Genomic DNA, 16365 nt, shown 5'->3' on the forward strand with positions numbered 1-16365 from the left:
TATTAATTAAAAGGGGGGTTCTTTATGTGCGGACGTTACATGTTTCAACCAACTGAGAATAAGGAGATAGAAAGAATCTATCAACTAGCAAAGGCAGAAGGATATCAACCTAAAACTGGCGAAATTTTCCCAACTGATGAAACTGCAATTGTAGTGGCCGGATTACAACAAGTAAAAGTCATTGCAATGAAGTGGGGATACCCTGGTTTTAAGTCTGGTCAGTCTATTATTAATGCACGATCAGAGACCGTTACGCAAAAGCCGATGTTTGTTAGAGGATTTAAAGAACATCGTTGTGTTTATCCAACAACCGGATTTTTTGAATGGACAGCAGATAAACAACGTTATTGGTTTAATTATGGCGAAGAACCCGAAACAATGTATATAGCCGGATTTTATGACTATTTTGATGATGAACCTCATAGCTGTCTGTTAACGACTAAACCCAATGATTCTATTGTTAAAATACATGATAGAATGCCCTTGATTTTAAAGAAGGAACAAATAAAGAGTTGGTTATATGATGATAAATTCGCATTTGATTATTTAAATTCCAAGATGCCAAATCTAAATGCTGTGAATGGATTTCCACAATTTGATGAATAATGCATAAGAAAAGCCCAGTAATTTGATTACTGGACTTTTTTAGTTCACCATTTGTTCTTGTACATATTGTGCATATAATTTGTGATGACTTATCAATTCACTGTGTGTGCCGTGACCGGTTACTTTACCATGTTCGATAAAATATATCTGATCTGCATCAACAATTGTGGATAAACGGTGGGCAATTACTAAAGTTGTTCTACCAACCATTAATTGATCTAATGCACGTTGAACTTTTTCCTCTGATTGAGAGTCTAAACTTGCAGTTGCTTCATCAAGCATCAAAATTTTAGGATTACGTAAAAAGGCACGGGCAATGGCAATTCTTTGTTTTTGACCACCTGATAATTTAACACCGCGTTCTCCAATTTGAGTATTTAATTGTTCAGGAAACTCTTTAACAAATTGATCGGCAAAAGCTAAAGATAATCCATGCCATAGTTGATCATCAGTTAATTTATTTTCCAGACCATACTGCAAATTATCTCTGATACTGCCGGCAAACACCGCACTGTCTTGTGAAACGTAGCCAATTTGTGAACGCCAACTGTTTAAGTTTATATCTTTGATCTGTTGATCGCCGATAGTTATTGTCCCAAAGTCAGGGTTATAGAAACGCTCCAAAAGCGAAAAGATAGTTGATTTACCACCACCGCTTGGCCCGGCAAATGCCACAACGGTATTAGGTTTAGCCTCAAATGAGATGTTTTTTAAAATGGGATGTTCAGGATCATAGCTAAATGAAAGGTTATTAGCCTGAATGACTTTTCCTTCAACATTGATCGTTGATCCTGATTCAACTGGCTCTAATTCTGTATTTAGGATTTCTTGAACTCTTTGAGTTGATCCCATAGCTTTTTGAACTTGTGAAAAGAATGTAGCAAAGTTTGTTATTGGAGCAATAATATTAAACAAATAAAGTAGAAAGGCAACTAAAGACCCGCTAGTTAAAGTTCCAGCTTGTACTCTGACGGCACCATATCCTAATATACCAACAAAAATACCGAGCATGGCTGTCATCATAATAGGCTGCAATACTGCTTCAACTTTGGCATCTTTAACACCTAAGGTGAATATCTTGTTAATAAAATTTCCACCGGTTCTTTTTTCAAAATCTTCACCATTACTTGCTTTGATCAAACGAACTTCTGATAATTTTTCGCTAGCATCAGCATTAAAATCAGCCGTAGCTGCCTGCAATTGACGGCCTAGTTTTGAAAGGATTCGTCCGACGGGTAACAAAATAAGTACGAATATCGGAACGGCACTAAACATGATGGTTGCCATTTTCCAATCCATCCAAAATAAAATAATCATCGATCCAATAAGTTGGATACCACCAGTTATAAAATTAGGAAATTGCGATGTTACTAATTCTTTAATAACAGTCGTATCGTTTACTAAGCGAGAACTACTTTCACCAGATTTATGATCATCGAAATAACTAACAGGCAATTTTAATAAGTGATTCCAAAGTCTTTCTCGAAGAGTTTTTACCGCACTTTCTCCGACGTATCTTAGTAAAAAACCGCCGATCGTACCAAACCCTAATTGAATTACAAAAGCCAGAATCAATATCCAAAGCATCTTTCCGTCAATTTTAGCTAGATTACTTGTATCAACTAGACCTTTAGTTAATTGTGGTACGACTAGGCTGGCTCCACTAGTTACCAAACTTAGCAACATTCCTAAAATAAAAATTGCTTTTTTAGGATTAACACTGTTGATAAGTTTTAAAAAATCTTTGATCTTCATATTTCCTTTAATTTCTGGTAATTCATCAGTTACCATTGAATGATTGTGCATTATTTTACCTCAATATTAAAAAAATTCTCTTCTCATTCTAAAATTATGATCGAAGTCTTGTCTAAAGTTTCTTCCATGACCTGGCATAAAGCCACCACGTGGATTACAAAATTCATTATCTTGCATAGCCTTATGCATGATTTTTCTCATTTCATCGGGGGACATATTTTCCCAATCATCACCAAATTTTTCCATCATAGTTGCATGGACTTTTTGCATACTTCTCATTCGATCCATTGGATCTACAAAGCGGGATGACTGTTGTTTAAATTCATCACTCCAACCATCTGATATTTTTTGAAGGTAGTTACTAAATTGTTGTTTTTCTTCATCATTTAATCCAGCAAAGAAAACATCGTTGCTATCTTCGTTTTTATTTTTAACATTATCATCAGCTATTTTTCGTCCGTCTTCAGTTAAAAATACTAGTTTATTTCGTTTATCTTTTTTTGATTCTTTTCTAGATATGTAACCAGAATTTTCCAGTTTCTTAAGCAATTCTGCAATTGAACTAGGGCGAAGATCTAAAACATCTGCCAAGTAACTCTGACTTAATCCGTCCTCAAGTCGTAATATTGCTAGAACACGTTGTTGACCTGATAACCGTTGTTTATTTTGATGCATAAAATTATTACTTGCTTTGCTAATAAAATGTAGTTGTTTCATTAAGTTATTTGTTAAATCACTCATAAATAGATTCCTCTTTTCTTCAAATTAATTAGTTCGGTACCGAATCGTTATTGCAAAAACATTATAGTTCGGTACCGAATGAATTGTCAACCATTTTAGTTTAAAGTTAATAATTAGTTTGACTAAGTGTCATTTAGAAAACCTTTTCATTGACTGAATTAGTGTATTAATTATATATTTTTAATGTTATTGAGGAGGAGTTAAAAATGAAATACCATACTTGGGGAAATAAGATAAGTAAAATTATTTTGTTCTTATTTTTATTCACGCTTGGCGCACCAGTTCAAACTGTTCTGGCTGATGAAGTAGCCACCACACCAGTTGAGAATGTTAGTGATTTTACAATTGAGGACTATGAGAACAGTTCAGCGTTAGAATTAGCGGAAGCCGTTCGTAGTAAGAAGGTAACTAGTGTTCAATTAGTGAATTTTGCATATCAAGAAATTGAGAATAAGGATCAGAATTTAAATGCCATGATAACTTTGAGAAAGGATGAAGCACTAAAAGAAGCCAGTGAGATACAAGATACAGGACAACCTTTTTTAGGAGTTCCCATTCTCTTAAAGGGGTTAGGTCATACTATTAGTGGTGGAAGTAATACAAATGGTTTATATTTTGAAAAAGATGTTATTTCACATGGGACCAGTAGGATCACTAAAAGTTTTCAGAACGAAGGTTTCATTGTTATAGGTCAAACTAATTTTCCGGAAATGGGTTTAAAAAATATTACTGATTCTAAGCTTTATGGTCCTACGGGCAGTTCATGGAATCCTAAATATCAAGCTGGTGGTTCATCAGGAGGCTCTGCTACTGGAGTGGGAGCTGGATATGCACCAGTCGCTACTGGAAGTGATTCTGGAGGATCGATCAGGATTCCCGCATCTTGGAATGGGATTATTGGATTTAAACCATCACGAGCATCAATGACGTTTGATTCTAGTTCAGAAAAAAATCAAACAAGCCATTTTGCAGAAACTAAAACTATGGCAGACACAGAAAAATTATTCGATGATTTTTCTAATGGAACAGCAAATAATATCAATTTAGATCCAAAAACGATAAAAATTGCCTATACAACGGATTCTCCAGTCAATACTCCTGTGAGTAGTGATGCAAAACTGGCAGTAAGAAAAGCAGTTGAATTTTTAAGGGCACAAGGGTATCAGGTAGAAAAGGTCAAATACCCTATTGATGGGATGGAATTAATGAATGATTACGATATTATAGGTGCAGGATCTGCCGGTATAGTGGATTATTTAGCAACATCCAAATTGAAACGACATTTGGAAATTGATGATGTTGATTTATCGACTTGGGCAATGTATCAACTAGGATTGTCAATCGATAAAGATGACGTTGCAAATGCTTGGGATTCGGTTAATAAAATTGCCGAAGAAATGACTGAATTTCATCAACAATATCCAGTCTTTTTAACACCAACAACTGCCTCAACGGCTCCTAAAGTTGGCGATCCACTAATGACTAGTTCTTTAGAACAGAGAATTAAAAATATGGATGATCTTTCAAAAGAAGACAAAGAAAAGCTGGTACTAGATCAGTGGATGCCTTCCTTAAATTATTCGCCATTTACACAGATATCTAATTTAACAGGTGAACCAGCCATCAGTTTACCAACTTATGTATCTTCTTCAGGTTTACCATTAGGTATTCAGTTTAATGCTGCAAGAAATAATGATCGTTTGTTATTGCAGTTAGGTACTTTGTTTGAAGAAAATGATAAATTTAATCAAAAATATTCGAGTGAAGTTACTAATAATGGAAGTAGTACGACAAATAAACCTAAGCCTGATGTGAAGCCAGAAGAACCAGAAAAGCCTGAACAGCCGGACAGACCAGTTTCTATACCAGGTCTGCAAGTAGATGATGGATCATCGTCTACTACGATTAAAGATGATAATCAACAAGAACAAACTGTTGATAGTAATGTTTCAGAAGTTTCACCTGAAGAAAATGCACATAGATTATTACCAGATGAAACGGAAACAAATAATAAAAAGTCATCAATTTTAGTTAAAAATCAAAAAACAGAACCAAGAATTCTACCACAGACAAGTGAGGCAAAATCTGCTTTAGGGTTAACCGGAATAGCTATTATTTCAGGAATAGTTTACGTAAAATTTAAGAGAGAGTGAGTTTGAAATCGATGAACAAACAATATCAAGGGACGAATCGCTTATTACTGGGAATTGTTTTAAGTGTATTGACCTATTGGTTATTTGCTCAATCATTACTAAATATGGCTCCAGATGTTCAAACGAGTCTAAAAATCACGACTGCTTCGTTAAATATCGGAATATCTATAACTAGTTTGTTTTCAGGAATATTTATCGTCACAGCGGGGAGGTTATCGGATAGATTTGGTAGGATAAAAACTACCTATTTAGGAATAACTATAAATATAATAGGTTCTTTTGTACTTATAATTGCTAATGGATCAATACTCTTTATTGCTGGTCGTATTCTACAAGGTATTTCAGCAGCATGCATTATGCCGGCCACCATGGCTTTAATAAAAGCTTATTTCCATGACAAAAATAGACAACGAGCCCTTAGCTTTTGGTCAATTGGATCTTGGGGTGGCTCAGGATTTTGTTCATTTTTTGGCGGATATATCGATAGCAATTTTGGTTGGAGATATGTATTTGTTATCTCAATTATTGTTTCAATCATTAGTATTATGCTGATTTGGGGTACTCCGGAATCGTTAGCAGAAAATGAAAATACTAAGGCATTCGATTGGATCGGAATGTTGATGTTCATTCTGTTTACCTTGAGTTTAAATATATTGATTTCAAGCGGAATATTTCGTAACTTTATCCAAACTGGGTCACTTTTAGTAGTAATGATCCTTTGTGGTGTTTCTTTTTATAAGTTTGAAAAAAATAGAGTTGATAAATTTATTGACTTTAAATTATTCAGAGATCGAGCTTACGTAATAGCAGTTGTTTCTAATTTCTTCCTAAACGCTATGATCGGTACATTAATAGTAGTTAATTCATATGTGCAACAGTCCAGGGGCCTGTCTCCTCTAAAAACAGGTAGCTTGTCACTTAGCTATTTGATATTAGTCTTATTAATGATTCGAGTCGGTGAAAAAGTATTACAGGAATTAGGTCCTAAAAAACCCATGTTGCTAGGAGCTGCGGCATCAACTTTTGGTGTCCTATTGATGTCCTTAACAATGGTTAAAGGATCGTATCTTTTAATTGTTACCTTAGGATATGGATTGTTGGGATTAGGCTTTGGAATCTATGCCACACCTTCAACAGATACGGCAATTAGTAATGTTCCTAGTTCTGAAGTTGGTGAAGCCGCAGGAATCTATAAAATGTCTAGTGCATTAGGCGGAGCAATTGGAACGGCAATTTCTGCCAGTGTATATGCCTCTTTTAAAAATCATGATCTCGGTGCTTCGTTGGGATTATACAGTAATGTATTATTTGGTATTTTAGCGTTAACGTCGATCTTGATGTTTCTACCGAATATAACTAAAAAGTAAATATTAAATAAAGAAAATCCAGACTGAAAACGTCTGGATTTTTTCTGTAACTTTAACGAATCTTTACATAAGCTAAATTATTTATTTACATAACCCTGTTATCCTTAGTCTGTTCCTAAAAAGAAATAGAAAGTTGGTATTAGATTTATGAAAAAAGGGCGATTATTAACGGTATGTTTAGGTTTAATATTATTGCTCGTTGGAATTGTAACGGGATGCTCAAACCAAAGCACCGCTAGCTCTAACGGCAAAAGTGATAAATTAACAATTGTTTTTTATCCTAATGAGTCAGCTAAGAACTTTTCAGCTTCACGTGAGGAATTAAAGAAGCAATTACATGAAGCAACGGGTAAAAAAGTTGAAATTCAAACAACAACTGATTACAACGTTGCAATTGAGGCTATTTCTTCTGGTAAAGCTCAATTAGCATTTATGGGTGCAGATGGTTATATCCAAGCACATCATCAAAATGCCAAGGTTCAACCACTTCTTATTCAATCAGGTGAAGATGGTACAGAAAAGGGTGCAAGTTACCGTTCTTACCTAATGGTGCCTAAGGATAAGCTTAACGATTACAAGTCTGGTAATGACTTCAATATCGACAAGATCAAGGGTGAAAAGATTTCCTTCGTATCTTCAAGTTCAACATCAGGTTTTGCAGTTCCTACAGATGAGATTCAAAAACACTTCAAGTTGAAGAATAAAGATGAATTATCTGAAGGTGGAAAATTCTTTGATAAAGTTCTTTATGGTAATTCACATCCAGGTTCAGCAGTTAACTTACTAAAAGGTGACGTTGACGTAGCAGCCTTTGATGATATTGATCTAGCACCATTTATGACTGTTTCAGAAGGTAGTTACGACAAGCCAGGTTCAACATTCAAGGTTAAAGACGATGCTGATGCACCTTTCACTGACTATCGTGGTAAAGAAGTATCAAGTATTTCAGTTCTACCAGTTCAAAATGGTCCTTTAGTTGTTAATACAGAGGCAATGAGTGATAAAGATCGTAAAGCTATTGAAGATAGATTTACATCAAAAGATGTAACAGAAAATGACAAGTTATTTGGTAAAGAAGGTTCAAAAACTGCCACTTTATGGCAAAAGAAGAGCTCTAAGACAACACTTCTAAAAGTTACTGACAAGTGGTATAAACCAACACATGAATTAGTTGGTAAATAAGGGGAAGCTATGCTAGAAGTAAAGCATTTAACTAAAAGTTATCAAAAGGATAGACCAGCCTTGACGGATATTACTTTCTCAGTTGAACCTGGGAACTTCCTAGCTATTATTGGACCGTCGGGAGCAGGTAAGACGACAATTTTACGTAGTTTAAATCAACTGATAAGAGATGATCATGGACAAATTTTATTGGATGGATCAGATATTAGATCTGATAATAAAGCACAGTTACGTAAGCACAGACGTCAAATAGGAATGGTTTTTCAAAACTATAATCTAGTTGAAAGATTAACAGTTATTGAAAATGTTCTTCATGGACGCTTAGGATACAAATCAACATTTGCAGGGATGTTTGGAATCTATTCTGAAGACGAAAAAAAAGAAGCACTAGATCTTTTAGATAAAGTTGGCTTAAAAGATTTTGCACTTCAACGTTGTTCAGAGTTAAGTGGTGGTCAGAAGCAACGTGTAGGTATCGCAAGATCATTGATTCAACATCCGAAGGTAATTTTGTGTGATGAACCGATTGCATCATTAGATCCAGCTTCATCACATACCGTTATGCAACTTTTGAAAGACTTGACTGTTGAATTTAATATTATCTGTGTTGCTAATTTACATCAGATTGATTTAGCAAAGAAATATGCTGATCGTATTGTTGGTATTCGACAAGGGAAATTAGTTTTTGATGAAGAATCCGATATGCTATCAGAAGAAATTTTGGAGACTCTATATGACCAAACGACTTCAAAGGAGCTTAAATAATGTCTTCACCAATAAAATTTTTAGCTCAAAAGCATCGAAAACAAACAGCAATAATCGCTGTTATTGGAAGTATATATCTATTAAGTAGCTGGATTTTGAATTTTGATAGTTTCAGCGGTTTTACCGCTGTTCCTAGAGCTTTTAATTGGTTAGGTGTTAATTTCTTCCCCACATCAGCATCGGTAGAACTTTTACCACAAATATGGAAAAAGTTAATTGAAACGGTCGCTTTGGCCGTTTCTTCTACTGTTGTAGCAGCGATTATTGCACTATTTGTTGCTATTCTAGGTTCTAAAGCTACTGGAATTAATGGTTATGTACATGTTGTTGTACGTGGAATTGCATCCTTTTTTAGAAATATTCCACTTGTAGCCTGGGCAATGATCTTACTATTTTCATTTAAGCAAAGTGACTTTACTGGTTTTTTAGCTTTATTGTTAATGACAGTTGGATACTTGATAAGAGCTTTTATGGAAATAATTGAAGATGAAGCCAGTGAAACAATGATGGCGCTAAAGGCAACTGGAGCTAGTTATTTTCAAGTTATCTTCCAAGCGGTTTTACCACAAATTATGCCCAGTTTAATTAGTTGGGTTTTATATATGATTGAAAATAATGTTCGTGATGCTACTTTAGTTGGAATTTTAACCGGAACAGGAATTGGATTTGTTTTTGATCTGTATTTCAAAAGTTTCCGATTTGATGCAGTCGGTATGACTATCCTGGCAATTATTATTGTTGTTATCACGTTAGAAGTATTATCCAATCAGATTCGGAAGGTGATTTTATGATAACTCGTGGTGATATTCAAAATATAAGCGGCTATAAAAAGCCTCAACCACCTGAAAAGAAAATTAAACTTCGCAAATTTAATTGGTCTCGTATCATGATTTACTTAGTTATGATTATATTGGTTGCTATTACGGGATATACATTGACGCATTTAGACACTGCCAATGTAAAAATTGGCGAGGCAATGCATGGTTTAATTATGACTTTGAATCAAATTTTTTTACAACCAAGAGCTGGTAGTGATGGAATTATGCCATTACTTTCAGCGTTAGGTATCAGTCTATTATTAGCGATAATGACAACAATTATTGGAGCTATTATCGGATTCCTTTTTGCAGTCATTGCATCTAGAAATTTAACTAATGCCTATTTTGGAGCAATTATCAGAGTAATCATGGCAGTGATTAGAGCGATACCAACTATTGTGTGGGTTCTTATTTTCTCCATTGTTTGTGGCCTGGGTACCAATGCTGCAATTTTGGGACTAAGTTTCCACAGTATTGCTTATCTAACTAAAGCATACTCTGAAAGCATTGAAGAAATTGATCAAACTACTATTGAAGCTTTAAAAGTTACTGGTAGTAAATTCTGGGTAATTGTCTTCCAAGCCATTTGGCCAACGATTATTGCTTCGTTAGTATCATGGACATTTATCCGACTAGAAATTAATTTTGCAAATGCAATTGCTGTTGGTGCCGCCGCAGGTGCTGGTGGAATCGGTTATCAATTGTTTGTTGCCAGTGGTATGAGTTTTGATTTCCACGAAGTTGGATTTATCGTTTACTTGATTATTGGTGTAACAATATTATTAGAATTCATTGCTGTCAAACTAAGACAAATGTATACAACTAAGTAGTGAAAGGAAATACTATGATTAAAGCAGTAGTTTTTGATTGGGCTGGAACAACAGTAGATTACGGAAGTTTAGCTCCAGTAATTGCTTTTAAAGCAGCTTTTAGCGATGCTGGTATTGAAATAAATGATCAAGAGATCCGACGTGATATGGGTATCACTAAGTGGGATCACATTGGTAAATTGTTAAAAATGCCAGATATTTTCCAACAGTGGGAAAAAGAATATAATCGTTTACCTGATTTTCAAGATCGTCGTAGACTATATGAGGATTTTCAATCAAGTTTATTATTCTATGTTAAAGATTCAACTTCATTAAAACCAGCAACATTGGATGCCTTTAATTATCTTAAAGATCAAGGTATTAGAGTGGCAACCACAACAGGTTATACCCCTGAAATGATGCAATTGGTTAAAGATAGTGCTTTTAAGTTAGGTTACCAGCCAGAACTTGTTTTGACATCAGATGATGTCGATGGCGATGGTCGTCCTTCACCACGAATGATCCAAAAGATTATGAATGAGTTCGGATTAAGTGATCCTAAAGAACTTGTTAAAATTGGGGATACCATTGTGGATATTGAAGAAGGTAAAAATGCCGGAGTCAATACAATTGGAATTGTTGAAGGCAGTAGTTTAATGGGACTTTCAGAGAAGGAATTCAATTCATTATTTGATGAAGAAAAAGAGAGTATTCGTCAAAGAGTAGTAAATGAGTTTGCAAAAGTTAACGCTGATATTATTATTAATAATCTATCCGAATTACCCGATGCAATTAAATTTTTAAATCAATCAGAGGAAAAGATAGCTAATGGAAAATGAAAATAAATATTTATTACTTACTCCAGGCCCTTTGACCACTAGTTCAACCGTAAAGAGAGCTATGGAATTTGATTATTGTACATGGGATGATGATTATAAAGGTATAACCCAAACTATTAGAAGATCATTGCTTGATATAGCACAAGTAAGTTCAAAGAAATACACTTCAGTTTTAATGCAAGGAAGTGGAACTTATGGTGTTGAGTCAGTAATAAGTTCAGTTATACCTGACGATGGTACTTTAATGATTGCTATGAATGGAGCTTATGGTGAGAGAATAGGACAAATGGCAGATGTATATGGGATAGATCATGTTGATTTGATAATTGATGAACAACAACCTATCACTCTCGATTCTGTTAAGCAAATGTTAAAACGTTATCCAGAAATTACTCATTTTGCTATGATCCACTGTGAAACTACAACTGGTATTTTGAATCCAATTGAAGAAATTATTCCATGGATGCATGAACAGGGAATAATCACAATTGTTGATGCAATGAGCAGTTTTGGCGGTATTCCAATTGCTGTGGAAGAATTAAAAATTGATTACTTAATTAGTAGTACTAATAAATGCATTCAAGGTGTTCCGGGTTTTTCATTCATTATTGCTAATGAGGAAAAATTAAAGGAAACGGCTGGTATTGCAAGAACATTATCATTAGATTTATATAGTCAATATGATGAGATGGAAGCTAACCATGGGAAATGGAGATATACTTCTCCGACTCATGTAGTACATGCCTTTGCACAAGCTCTGATTGAACTTAGAGTTGAAGGTGGGGTTGAAAAGAGATTTGAACGCTACCAAGATAATCAGAAAAAGCTTTCAGATGGTATGAAAAAGTTGGGTTTTATGCCACTAATTGATTCAAAATGGCAATCACCAATCATCACATCTTTCAAATATCCTGATGATAATTTTGATTTTGATGAATTTTATATTAAATTAAAAGAATCAGGATTCGTGATTTATCCAGGTAAACTTTCTGAAGTTCCAACCTTTAGAATTGGAAATATTGGAGAGGTTTACTCTGAAGATATCGTTAGACTTTTAAAAGTTATTGAAGGATTAAATCAAAAAATTTCGTAAGAAAAAAAAGCTGCAACTCAAATTTGAGTTGTAGCTTTTTTTTGCTTAAAGTCCTTTTTTAATTCTATCTGCTAAAGTATTGAATTCCTTTGATTTTTCCAACCATTCTTTATTATCTGGGCTGGAACCAACTCGCTTATCTTCGTTCAAACTAGCAATTTTATTCATATCATCGTTATTTAATTCAAAATCAAAAATATCAATGTTTTGTTGAATTCTGTTTTGGTGGATTGATTTTGGAATAATCACCTCACCACGTTGAATATGCCAACGAAGAACAACTTGTGCTGCTGATTTATTATACTTAGAAGCAATTTCTTTTACCAAATCATTATCAAGAACACTATTCTTTCCACCGCCTAGTGGACTCCATGCTTCATGAACAATATTTTCTTTTGCCAAGAATTCGTGCATTTCATTTTGTTGCATGAATGGATGAGTTTCTATTTGATCAATCATTGGTTTGATAGTTGCAGTTTCCATCAAATGTTTAATTTGATAATCTTGAAAGTTTGATACACCAATAGCTTTAATTTTGCCATCTTTGTATAAATCTTCCATTGCGCGCCAAGTTTCTTCATATCCAGGTGCTGGCCAATGGATTAATAGTAGATCTAGATAATCTAATTTAAGTTTATCCAATGATCTTTGAAACTGTGCCATTGTGTCATCGTAAGTTCTAATATCATTCCAAATCTTAGTTGTTACAAATAACTTAGAACGATCAATACCAGAAGCGATAATTCCTTTACCAACGGCTTCTTCATTGCCATAAAAACTAGCAGTATCAATATGTCTGTAACCAGCTTCGATAGCCCACTTTACACTATTGATCACTTCATTATCATCACTAATTTGGAATACTCCCAAGCCCACTTGAGGTATTTCCACGCCATTAGCTAATTTAATATCTGGAATACTCATATCTATAGTTCCCCCTCGTAATTTATAAAAGCAATTCCCATTATAATGAAATCGCCTTCAAAAAAGCTAGTCTTTTTAGAATAATCCTCCGGCTAAATTATTTAAGTTAGGTTTATCGACTGCAACAATTAACTGCTCATTAACAAAAGCCTCTAATCCGAGATTGCTCATTTCACGACCATATCCGGAGTTCTTGACACCGCCAAATGGTAATTCAGGCAATGTGTACATAAAGGTATTAACAAATTCCATTCCAGTTTCAACTTGGCTGGCGACTTTGACACCGTGCTCTTTACTTCCAGAGAAAGTAATACCACCAAGTCCGTAATTAGAATCATTAGCAAGGTCAATAGCTTCTTGGTCACCATGTACTTTATAGATATGTGCTACGGGTCCAAACATTTCTTCTGAATATGCGGGATTGTTTTTATCAATATCAGTTAAGATCGTTGCGGGGAAGAATTGTCCTGGTAAATCGATAGGTTCATTTCCAAAGGCAACTTTAGCTCCAGAAGCAATGGCTGTATCAACTTGCTTTTGTAATTTATCTTTGGCTCTTTTAGATGACATTGGTGCCAATGTTGTTTCGGGATCCATTGGATCACCAGGTTTGAGGGTGGCAAATTGATCACTTAGACGTTTAACGAATTCATCATATAAATTGTCTGACACAATGAAACGTTTTGAAGATGTACATACTTGACCAGCATTATAGATACGGACATTACGTGCAACTTTCATAACTTCATTTAGATCAGCGTCATCAAGAATAATGAAAGCATCGGTTCCACCCAATTCCATAGTATTTTTCTTGAGATTTTGTCCAGCAGCGGCTGCGACAGATTTTCCTCCACGTTCAGAACCAGTTAAAGCAACACCTTGGACTCTAGGATCAGCGATTATATCTGAAACTTGATCATATGATAAGAATAAGTTTTTGAGACTTCCTTTTGGAGCACCAGCCTGTTCAACTATTTTTTCAAATGAAACGGCTGATCCAGGCGTATTAGAAGCATGTTTTAAGATCATAGGATTTCCAACCATAAAGTTAGGTGCAAATACACGCATGATTTGGTAGTAAGGGAAGTTCCATGGCTCTACCATCATGATTACACCAGTTGAATGTTTTTCGACCCAGGCATCACCAGCTCCGGATTTTATCTTAGTAGGTTCAAGTAATTCTTCAGAATGATCGGCAAAGTAGTCAGCTATTAGCGCACATAATTCAACTTCACCAACTGCCTCCTTAAATAATTTACCCATATCCTCAACAATAATTTTACCTAATTCATTTTCGTTTTCTCGTAAAAGATCTGCAATTTTGTGTAATACAGCAGATCGGCTAGCAACTGGTTCATTACGCCATTTCTTATATAAAGCATGTCCTGTCGTTAATGTAGATTCAATATCCTCAGATGTTGCATTTGGATATGTTTTTAAAACTTCATTAGTGTATGGATTTATTGTTTGATAAGCCATTGTAATTCCTCCAGTTTCTTTTTTTGACACTTTAAAAACGTTTACATCCATAATTTTACCTGTTAGTGGGTACTTCAAGTCAAGTAATACAACTTGTATAAAATTGAGCAAGATCAAATTATTTTAATTTGTGAAATTAGCTATTAAATACCATATGTATTAGGTATAACCTAATCACAATATTAATTGAGTAGATACTATTTCAAAATTGGTACGTATTAATAAGTGGCGTATATGCTGATATGGCAAGGTTATTAGTTAAATTACAATTTTCGGAAACGCTTGCAACCACATAAAATTGTGTTACTATATAAATATAATTTGATATAGAGAAAGCCGGTTTCTTTATTGGAAATTATCAAAAACATATTTTTTTGTAAATAGATGTGAAGCAATTCACGAGGGAGGCATTTTTATGCAAATCAAAAAAGGCATCGAAAAAATACCTGGTGGTATGATGGTCGTTCCATTATTTCTTGGAACACTAACAAATACACTTTGGCCAGGGGTGGACAAATTTTATCCAGGTTTTACAGGGAATTTCTTAGTAGGTACTTCAGTAATCTTGTTCATGTTCTTCTTTAGTGTTGGAACAACAATCGATTTGAAGTCTACAGGTTATATTGCTAAAAAAGGTTTATCGCTACTTATTGTAAAGGTATTATTAGCCGGATTATTAGGTGTAATTATTAATCATTTCTTGCCAAGACATGGTGTTACGACCGGATTATTCGCCGGATTCTCAGTTTTGGCAGTTATTGCTTCATTTAATGAAACTAACGGTGGTTTGTACATGGCTTTGATGACAACACTTAACCGTGACGAAGATGCTGCTGGATTCCCATTCATCAGTATTGAATCAGGACCATTTATGACAATGGTTACAATGGGTGTTGCCGGAATTGCTCAATTCCCATGGCAAGCATTAGTTTCAACTTTGATTCCATTTGCTATTGGTATTACATTAGGTTCACTAGATCATTCATTTAGAAAAATGTTTAAACCAGTTGTTCCTGCAATGGTTCCATTCTTCGCATTTACACTTGGTTACAGCTTGAACTTCGGTATGATCTTCAAGTCAGGATTCATGGGTATTTTCATGGGTGTTATCGTTGTTCTTGTTTCAGGTTCAGTATTGGCACTTGTTGACCGTTTCTTCACAGGTTCAGATGGTGTTGCCGGATGGGCTGCATCTTCAACAGCTGGGGCTGCCGTTGCCGTTCCATATGCAATTGCTGAAACAAATCCAAGTTTTGCTTCAACCGCTGCATCAGCTACAGCTATTGTTGCTACAAGTGTTTTGGTTACATCAATCTTGACACCTATCGTAACAATGTACATGGAAAAACGTGCTCGTAGAAGAGGATTGCCAATTGTTCCTAAGAAGTACGAAGGTAAGTTTGCAGAATCAATTATGGCTAAAAAAGAAGAAGAAGAGATTAAAGCCAAAGATGAAGCTAAGTTAGCTGCTAAAGGAGATTAGTTATGGAAGACAAACAAACACTAAATCCAAAAGAATTTGCTTATCACTTTGTTGACTCAATACCTGTTGAAAATAATAAGGAGCATTTTGAAGCAAACGCTAAAAATAAATTGGTTGCTTATTTAACAGCATATTATTTAGCTGAAAAGTTCAATAGTATGGAAGACGATATTTTAGAATCAGCACGCGACAAAAAAGTTGAAGATATGAGCTTATCAGAACTTATGCAAAAGGTTTCAGAATTATCTTATTTCTAAAATAAAATTTGGGGGAATTTCAAATGTCATTTTCAATGAAAACAAATTATACACACAGTCCTAAGGATATCGAACACTATTCAACAGATGAATT

Annotated in this window: 15 protein-coding genes; 11 read left to right on the top strand and 4 right to left on the bottom strand. The window is 34.7% G+C overall.

Annotated elements, in window-relative coordinates:
• Positions 1 to 24 precede the first annotated feature (24 nt).
• Positions 25 to 606, top strand: coding sequence for an SOS response-associated peptidase (locus EKM77_RS07160; RefSeq protein WP_125593364.1), 582 nt, complete (start codon positions 25 to 27; stop codon positions 604 to 606).
• A 39-nt stretch (positions 607 to 645) separates the two neighbouring features.
• Here EKM77_RS07160 and EKM77_RS07165 read toward each other — a convergent pair whose 3' ends face one another.
• Complete coding sequence (locus EKM77_RS07165; RefSeq protein ID WP_125593365.1) at positions 646 to 2412, bottom strand: ABC transporter ATP-binding protein; 1767 nt, start codon at positions 2410 to 2412, stop codon at positions 646 to 648.
• A 15-nt stretch (positions 2413 to 2427) separates the two neighbouring features.
• Complete coding sequence (locus tag EKM77_RS07170; RefSeq protein ID WP_125593366.1) at positions 2428 to 3102, bottom strand: MarR family winged helix-turn-helix transcriptional regulator; 675 nt, start codon at positions 3100 to 3102, stop codon at positions 2428 to 2430.
• A gap of 206 nt (positions 3103 to 3308) precedes the next feature.
• Between EKM77_RS07170 and EKM77_RS07175 the strand changes: the two genes are divergently transcribed.
• The 8 genes from EKM77_RS07175 to phnW all read left to right on the top strand — a co-directional run bounded on the left by EKM77_RS07175 (position 3309) and on the right by phnW (position 12128).
• Positions 3309 to 5255 (top strand): amidase family protein, encoded by a 1947-nt coding sequence (locus tag EKM77_RS07175; protein ID WP_125593367.1) that lies wholly within the window; start codon positions 3309 to 3311, stop codon positions 5253 to 5255.
• A gap of 2 nt (positions 5256 to 5257) precedes the next feature.
• Entirely contained in the window at positions 5258 to 6622 is a 1365-nt protein-coding gene (locus EKM77_RS07180) for an MFS transporter (protein ID WP_377728904.1), read from the top strand.
• Between the two features lie 147 nt (positions 6623 to 6769).
• Positions 6770 to 7804, top strand: coding sequence for a phosphate/phosphite/phosphonate ABC transporter substrate-binding protein (locus tag EKM77_RS07185; protein ID WP_125593369.1), 1035 nt, complete (start codon positions 6770 to 6772; stop codon positions 7802 to 7804).
• 9 nt (positions 7805 to 7813) lie between these two features.
• Entirely contained in the window at positions 7814 to 8569 is a 756-nt protein-coding gene (gene phnC, locus EKM77_RS07190; protein ID WP_125593370.1) for a phosphonate ABC transporter ATP-binding protein, read from the top strand.
• A complete protein-coding gene (gene phnE / locus EKM77_RS07195; RefSeq protein ID WP_125593371.1) occupies positions 8569 to 9360 on the top strand; it encodes a phosphonate ABC transporter, permease protein PhnE in 792 nt (263 codons plus the stop codon). The genes phnC and phnE overlap by 1 nt, the downstream gene beginning before the upstream one ends.
• On the top strand, positions 9357 to 10217 hold the full coding sequence (locus tag EKM77_RS07200) for a PhnE/PtxC family ABC transporter permease (RefSeq protein WP_125593372.1): 861 nt from the start codon (positions 9357 to 9359) through the stop codon (positions 10215 to 10217). The genes phnE and EKM77_RS07200 overlap by 4 nt, the downstream gene beginning before the upstream one ends.
• Before the next feature lie 14 nt (positions 10218 to 10231).
• Complete coding sequence (phnX, locus tag EKM77_RS07205) at positions 10232 to 11035, top strand: phosphonoacetaldehyde hydrolase (protein WP_125593373.1); 804 nt, start codon at positions 10232 to 10234, stop codon at positions 11033 to 11035.
• Positions 11025 to 12128, top strand: coding sequence for a 2-aminoethylphosphonate--pyruvate transaminase (gene phnW, locus EKM77_RS07210; RefSeq protein WP_125593374.1), 1104 nt, complete (start codon positions 11025 to 11027; stop codon positions 12126 to 12128). Before phnX ends, phnW begins: the two co-directional genes overlap by 11 nt.
• 45 nt (positions 12129 to 12173) lie before the next feature.
• On the opposite strand, the gene EKM77_RS07215 is transcribed toward phnW, so the two are convergent.
• Positions 12174 to 13058: an aldo/keto reductase gene (locus tag EKM77_RS07215; RefSeq protein WP_125593375.1), complete on the bottom strand. Its 885-nt coding sequence runs from the start codon at positions 13056 to 13058 to the stop codon at positions 12174 to 12176.
• 69 nt (positions 13059 to 13127) lie between these two features.
• Positions 13128 to 14531 carry an NAD-dependent succinate-semialdehyde dehydrogenase gene (locus tag EKM77_RS07220; protein WP_125593376.1) on the bottom strand — a complete coding sequence of 468 codons (1404 nt, stop codon included), beginning with the start codon at positions 14529 to 14531 and terminating at the stop codon, positions 13128 to 13130.
• A gap of 415 nt (positions 14532 to 14946) precedes the next feature.
• Between EKM77_RS07220 and EKM77_RS07225 the strand changes: the two genes are divergently transcribed.
• The gene (locus EKM77_RS07225; RefSeq protein ID WP_125593377.1) at positions 14947 to 16014 is read left to right on the top strand and encodes a 2-keto-3-deoxygluconate permease; all 1068 of its coding nucleotides are present in this window, start codon (positions 14947 to 14949) and stop codon (positions 16012 to 16014) included.
• Positions 16015 to 16016: 2 nt separating this feature from the next.
• Positions 16017 to 16271, top strand: a complete 255-nt coding sequence (locus EKM77_RS07230; protein WP_125593378.1) for a hypothetical protein — start codon at positions 16017 to 16019, stop codon at positions 16269 to 16271.
• The last annotated feature ends 94 nt before the right edge of the window (positions 16272 to 16365 follow it).

The sequence above is a fragment of the Companilactobacillus baiquanensis genome (assembly GCF_003946605.1).
Lineage (GTDB): Bacteria > Bacillota > Bacilli > Lactobacillales > Lactobacillaceae > Companilactobacillus > Companilactobacillus baiquanensis.

Excerpts from the sequence above, each read along its gene's own strand:
- EKM77_RS07160 (WP_125593364.1), top strand. The coding sequence starts at position 25 with ATGTGCGGACGTTACATGTTTCAACCAACTGAGAATAAGGAGATAGAA.
- EKM77_RS07165 (WP_125593365.1), bottom strand. The coding sequence starts at position 2,412 with ATGCACAATCATTCAATGGTAACTGATGAATTACCAGAAATTAAAGGA.
- EKM77_RS07170 (WP_125593366.1), bottom strand. The coding sequence starts at position 3,102 with ATGAGTGATTTAACAAATAACTTAATGAAACAACTACATTTTATTAGC.
- EKM77_RS07175 (WP_125593367.1), top strand. The coding sequence starts at position 3,309 with ATGAAATACCATACTTGGGGAAATAAGATAAGTAAAATTATTTTGTTC.
- EKM77_RS07185 (WP_125593369.1), top strand. The coding sequence starts at position 6,770 with ATGAAAAAAGGGCGATTATTAACGGTATGTTTAGGTTTAATATTATTG.
- phnC (WP_125593370.1), top strand. The coding sequence starts at position 7,814 with ATGCTAGAAGTAAAGCATTTAACTAAAAGTTATCAAAAGGATAGACCA.
- phnE (WP_125593371.1), top strand. The coding sequence starts at position 8,569 with ATGTCTTCACCAATAAAATTTTTAGCTCAAAAGCATCGAAAACAAACA.
- EKM77_RS07200 (WP_125593372.1), top strand. The coding sequence starts at position 9,357 with ATGATAACTCGTGGTGATATTCAAAATATAAGCGGCTATAAAAAGCCT.
- phnX (WP_125593373.1), top strand. The coding sequence starts at position 10,232 with ATGATTAAAGCAGTAGTTTTTGATTGGGCTGGAACAACAGTAGATTAC.
- phnW (WP_125593374.1), top strand. The coding sequence starts at position 11,025 with ATGGAAAATGAAAATAAATATTTATTACTTACTCCAGGCCCTTTGACC.
- EKM77_RS07220 (WP_125593376.1), bottom strand. The coding sequence starts at position 14,531 with ATGGCTTATCAAACAATAAATCCATACACTAATGAAGTTTTAAAAACA.
- EKM77_RS07225 (WP_125593377.1), top strand. The coding sequence starts at position 14,947 with ATGCAAATCAAAAAAGGCATCGAAAAAATACCTGGTGGTATGATGGTC.
- EKM77_RS07230 (WP_125593378.1), top strand. The coding sequence starts at position 16,017 with ATGGAAGACAAACAAACACTAAATCCAAAAGAATTTGCTTATCACTTT.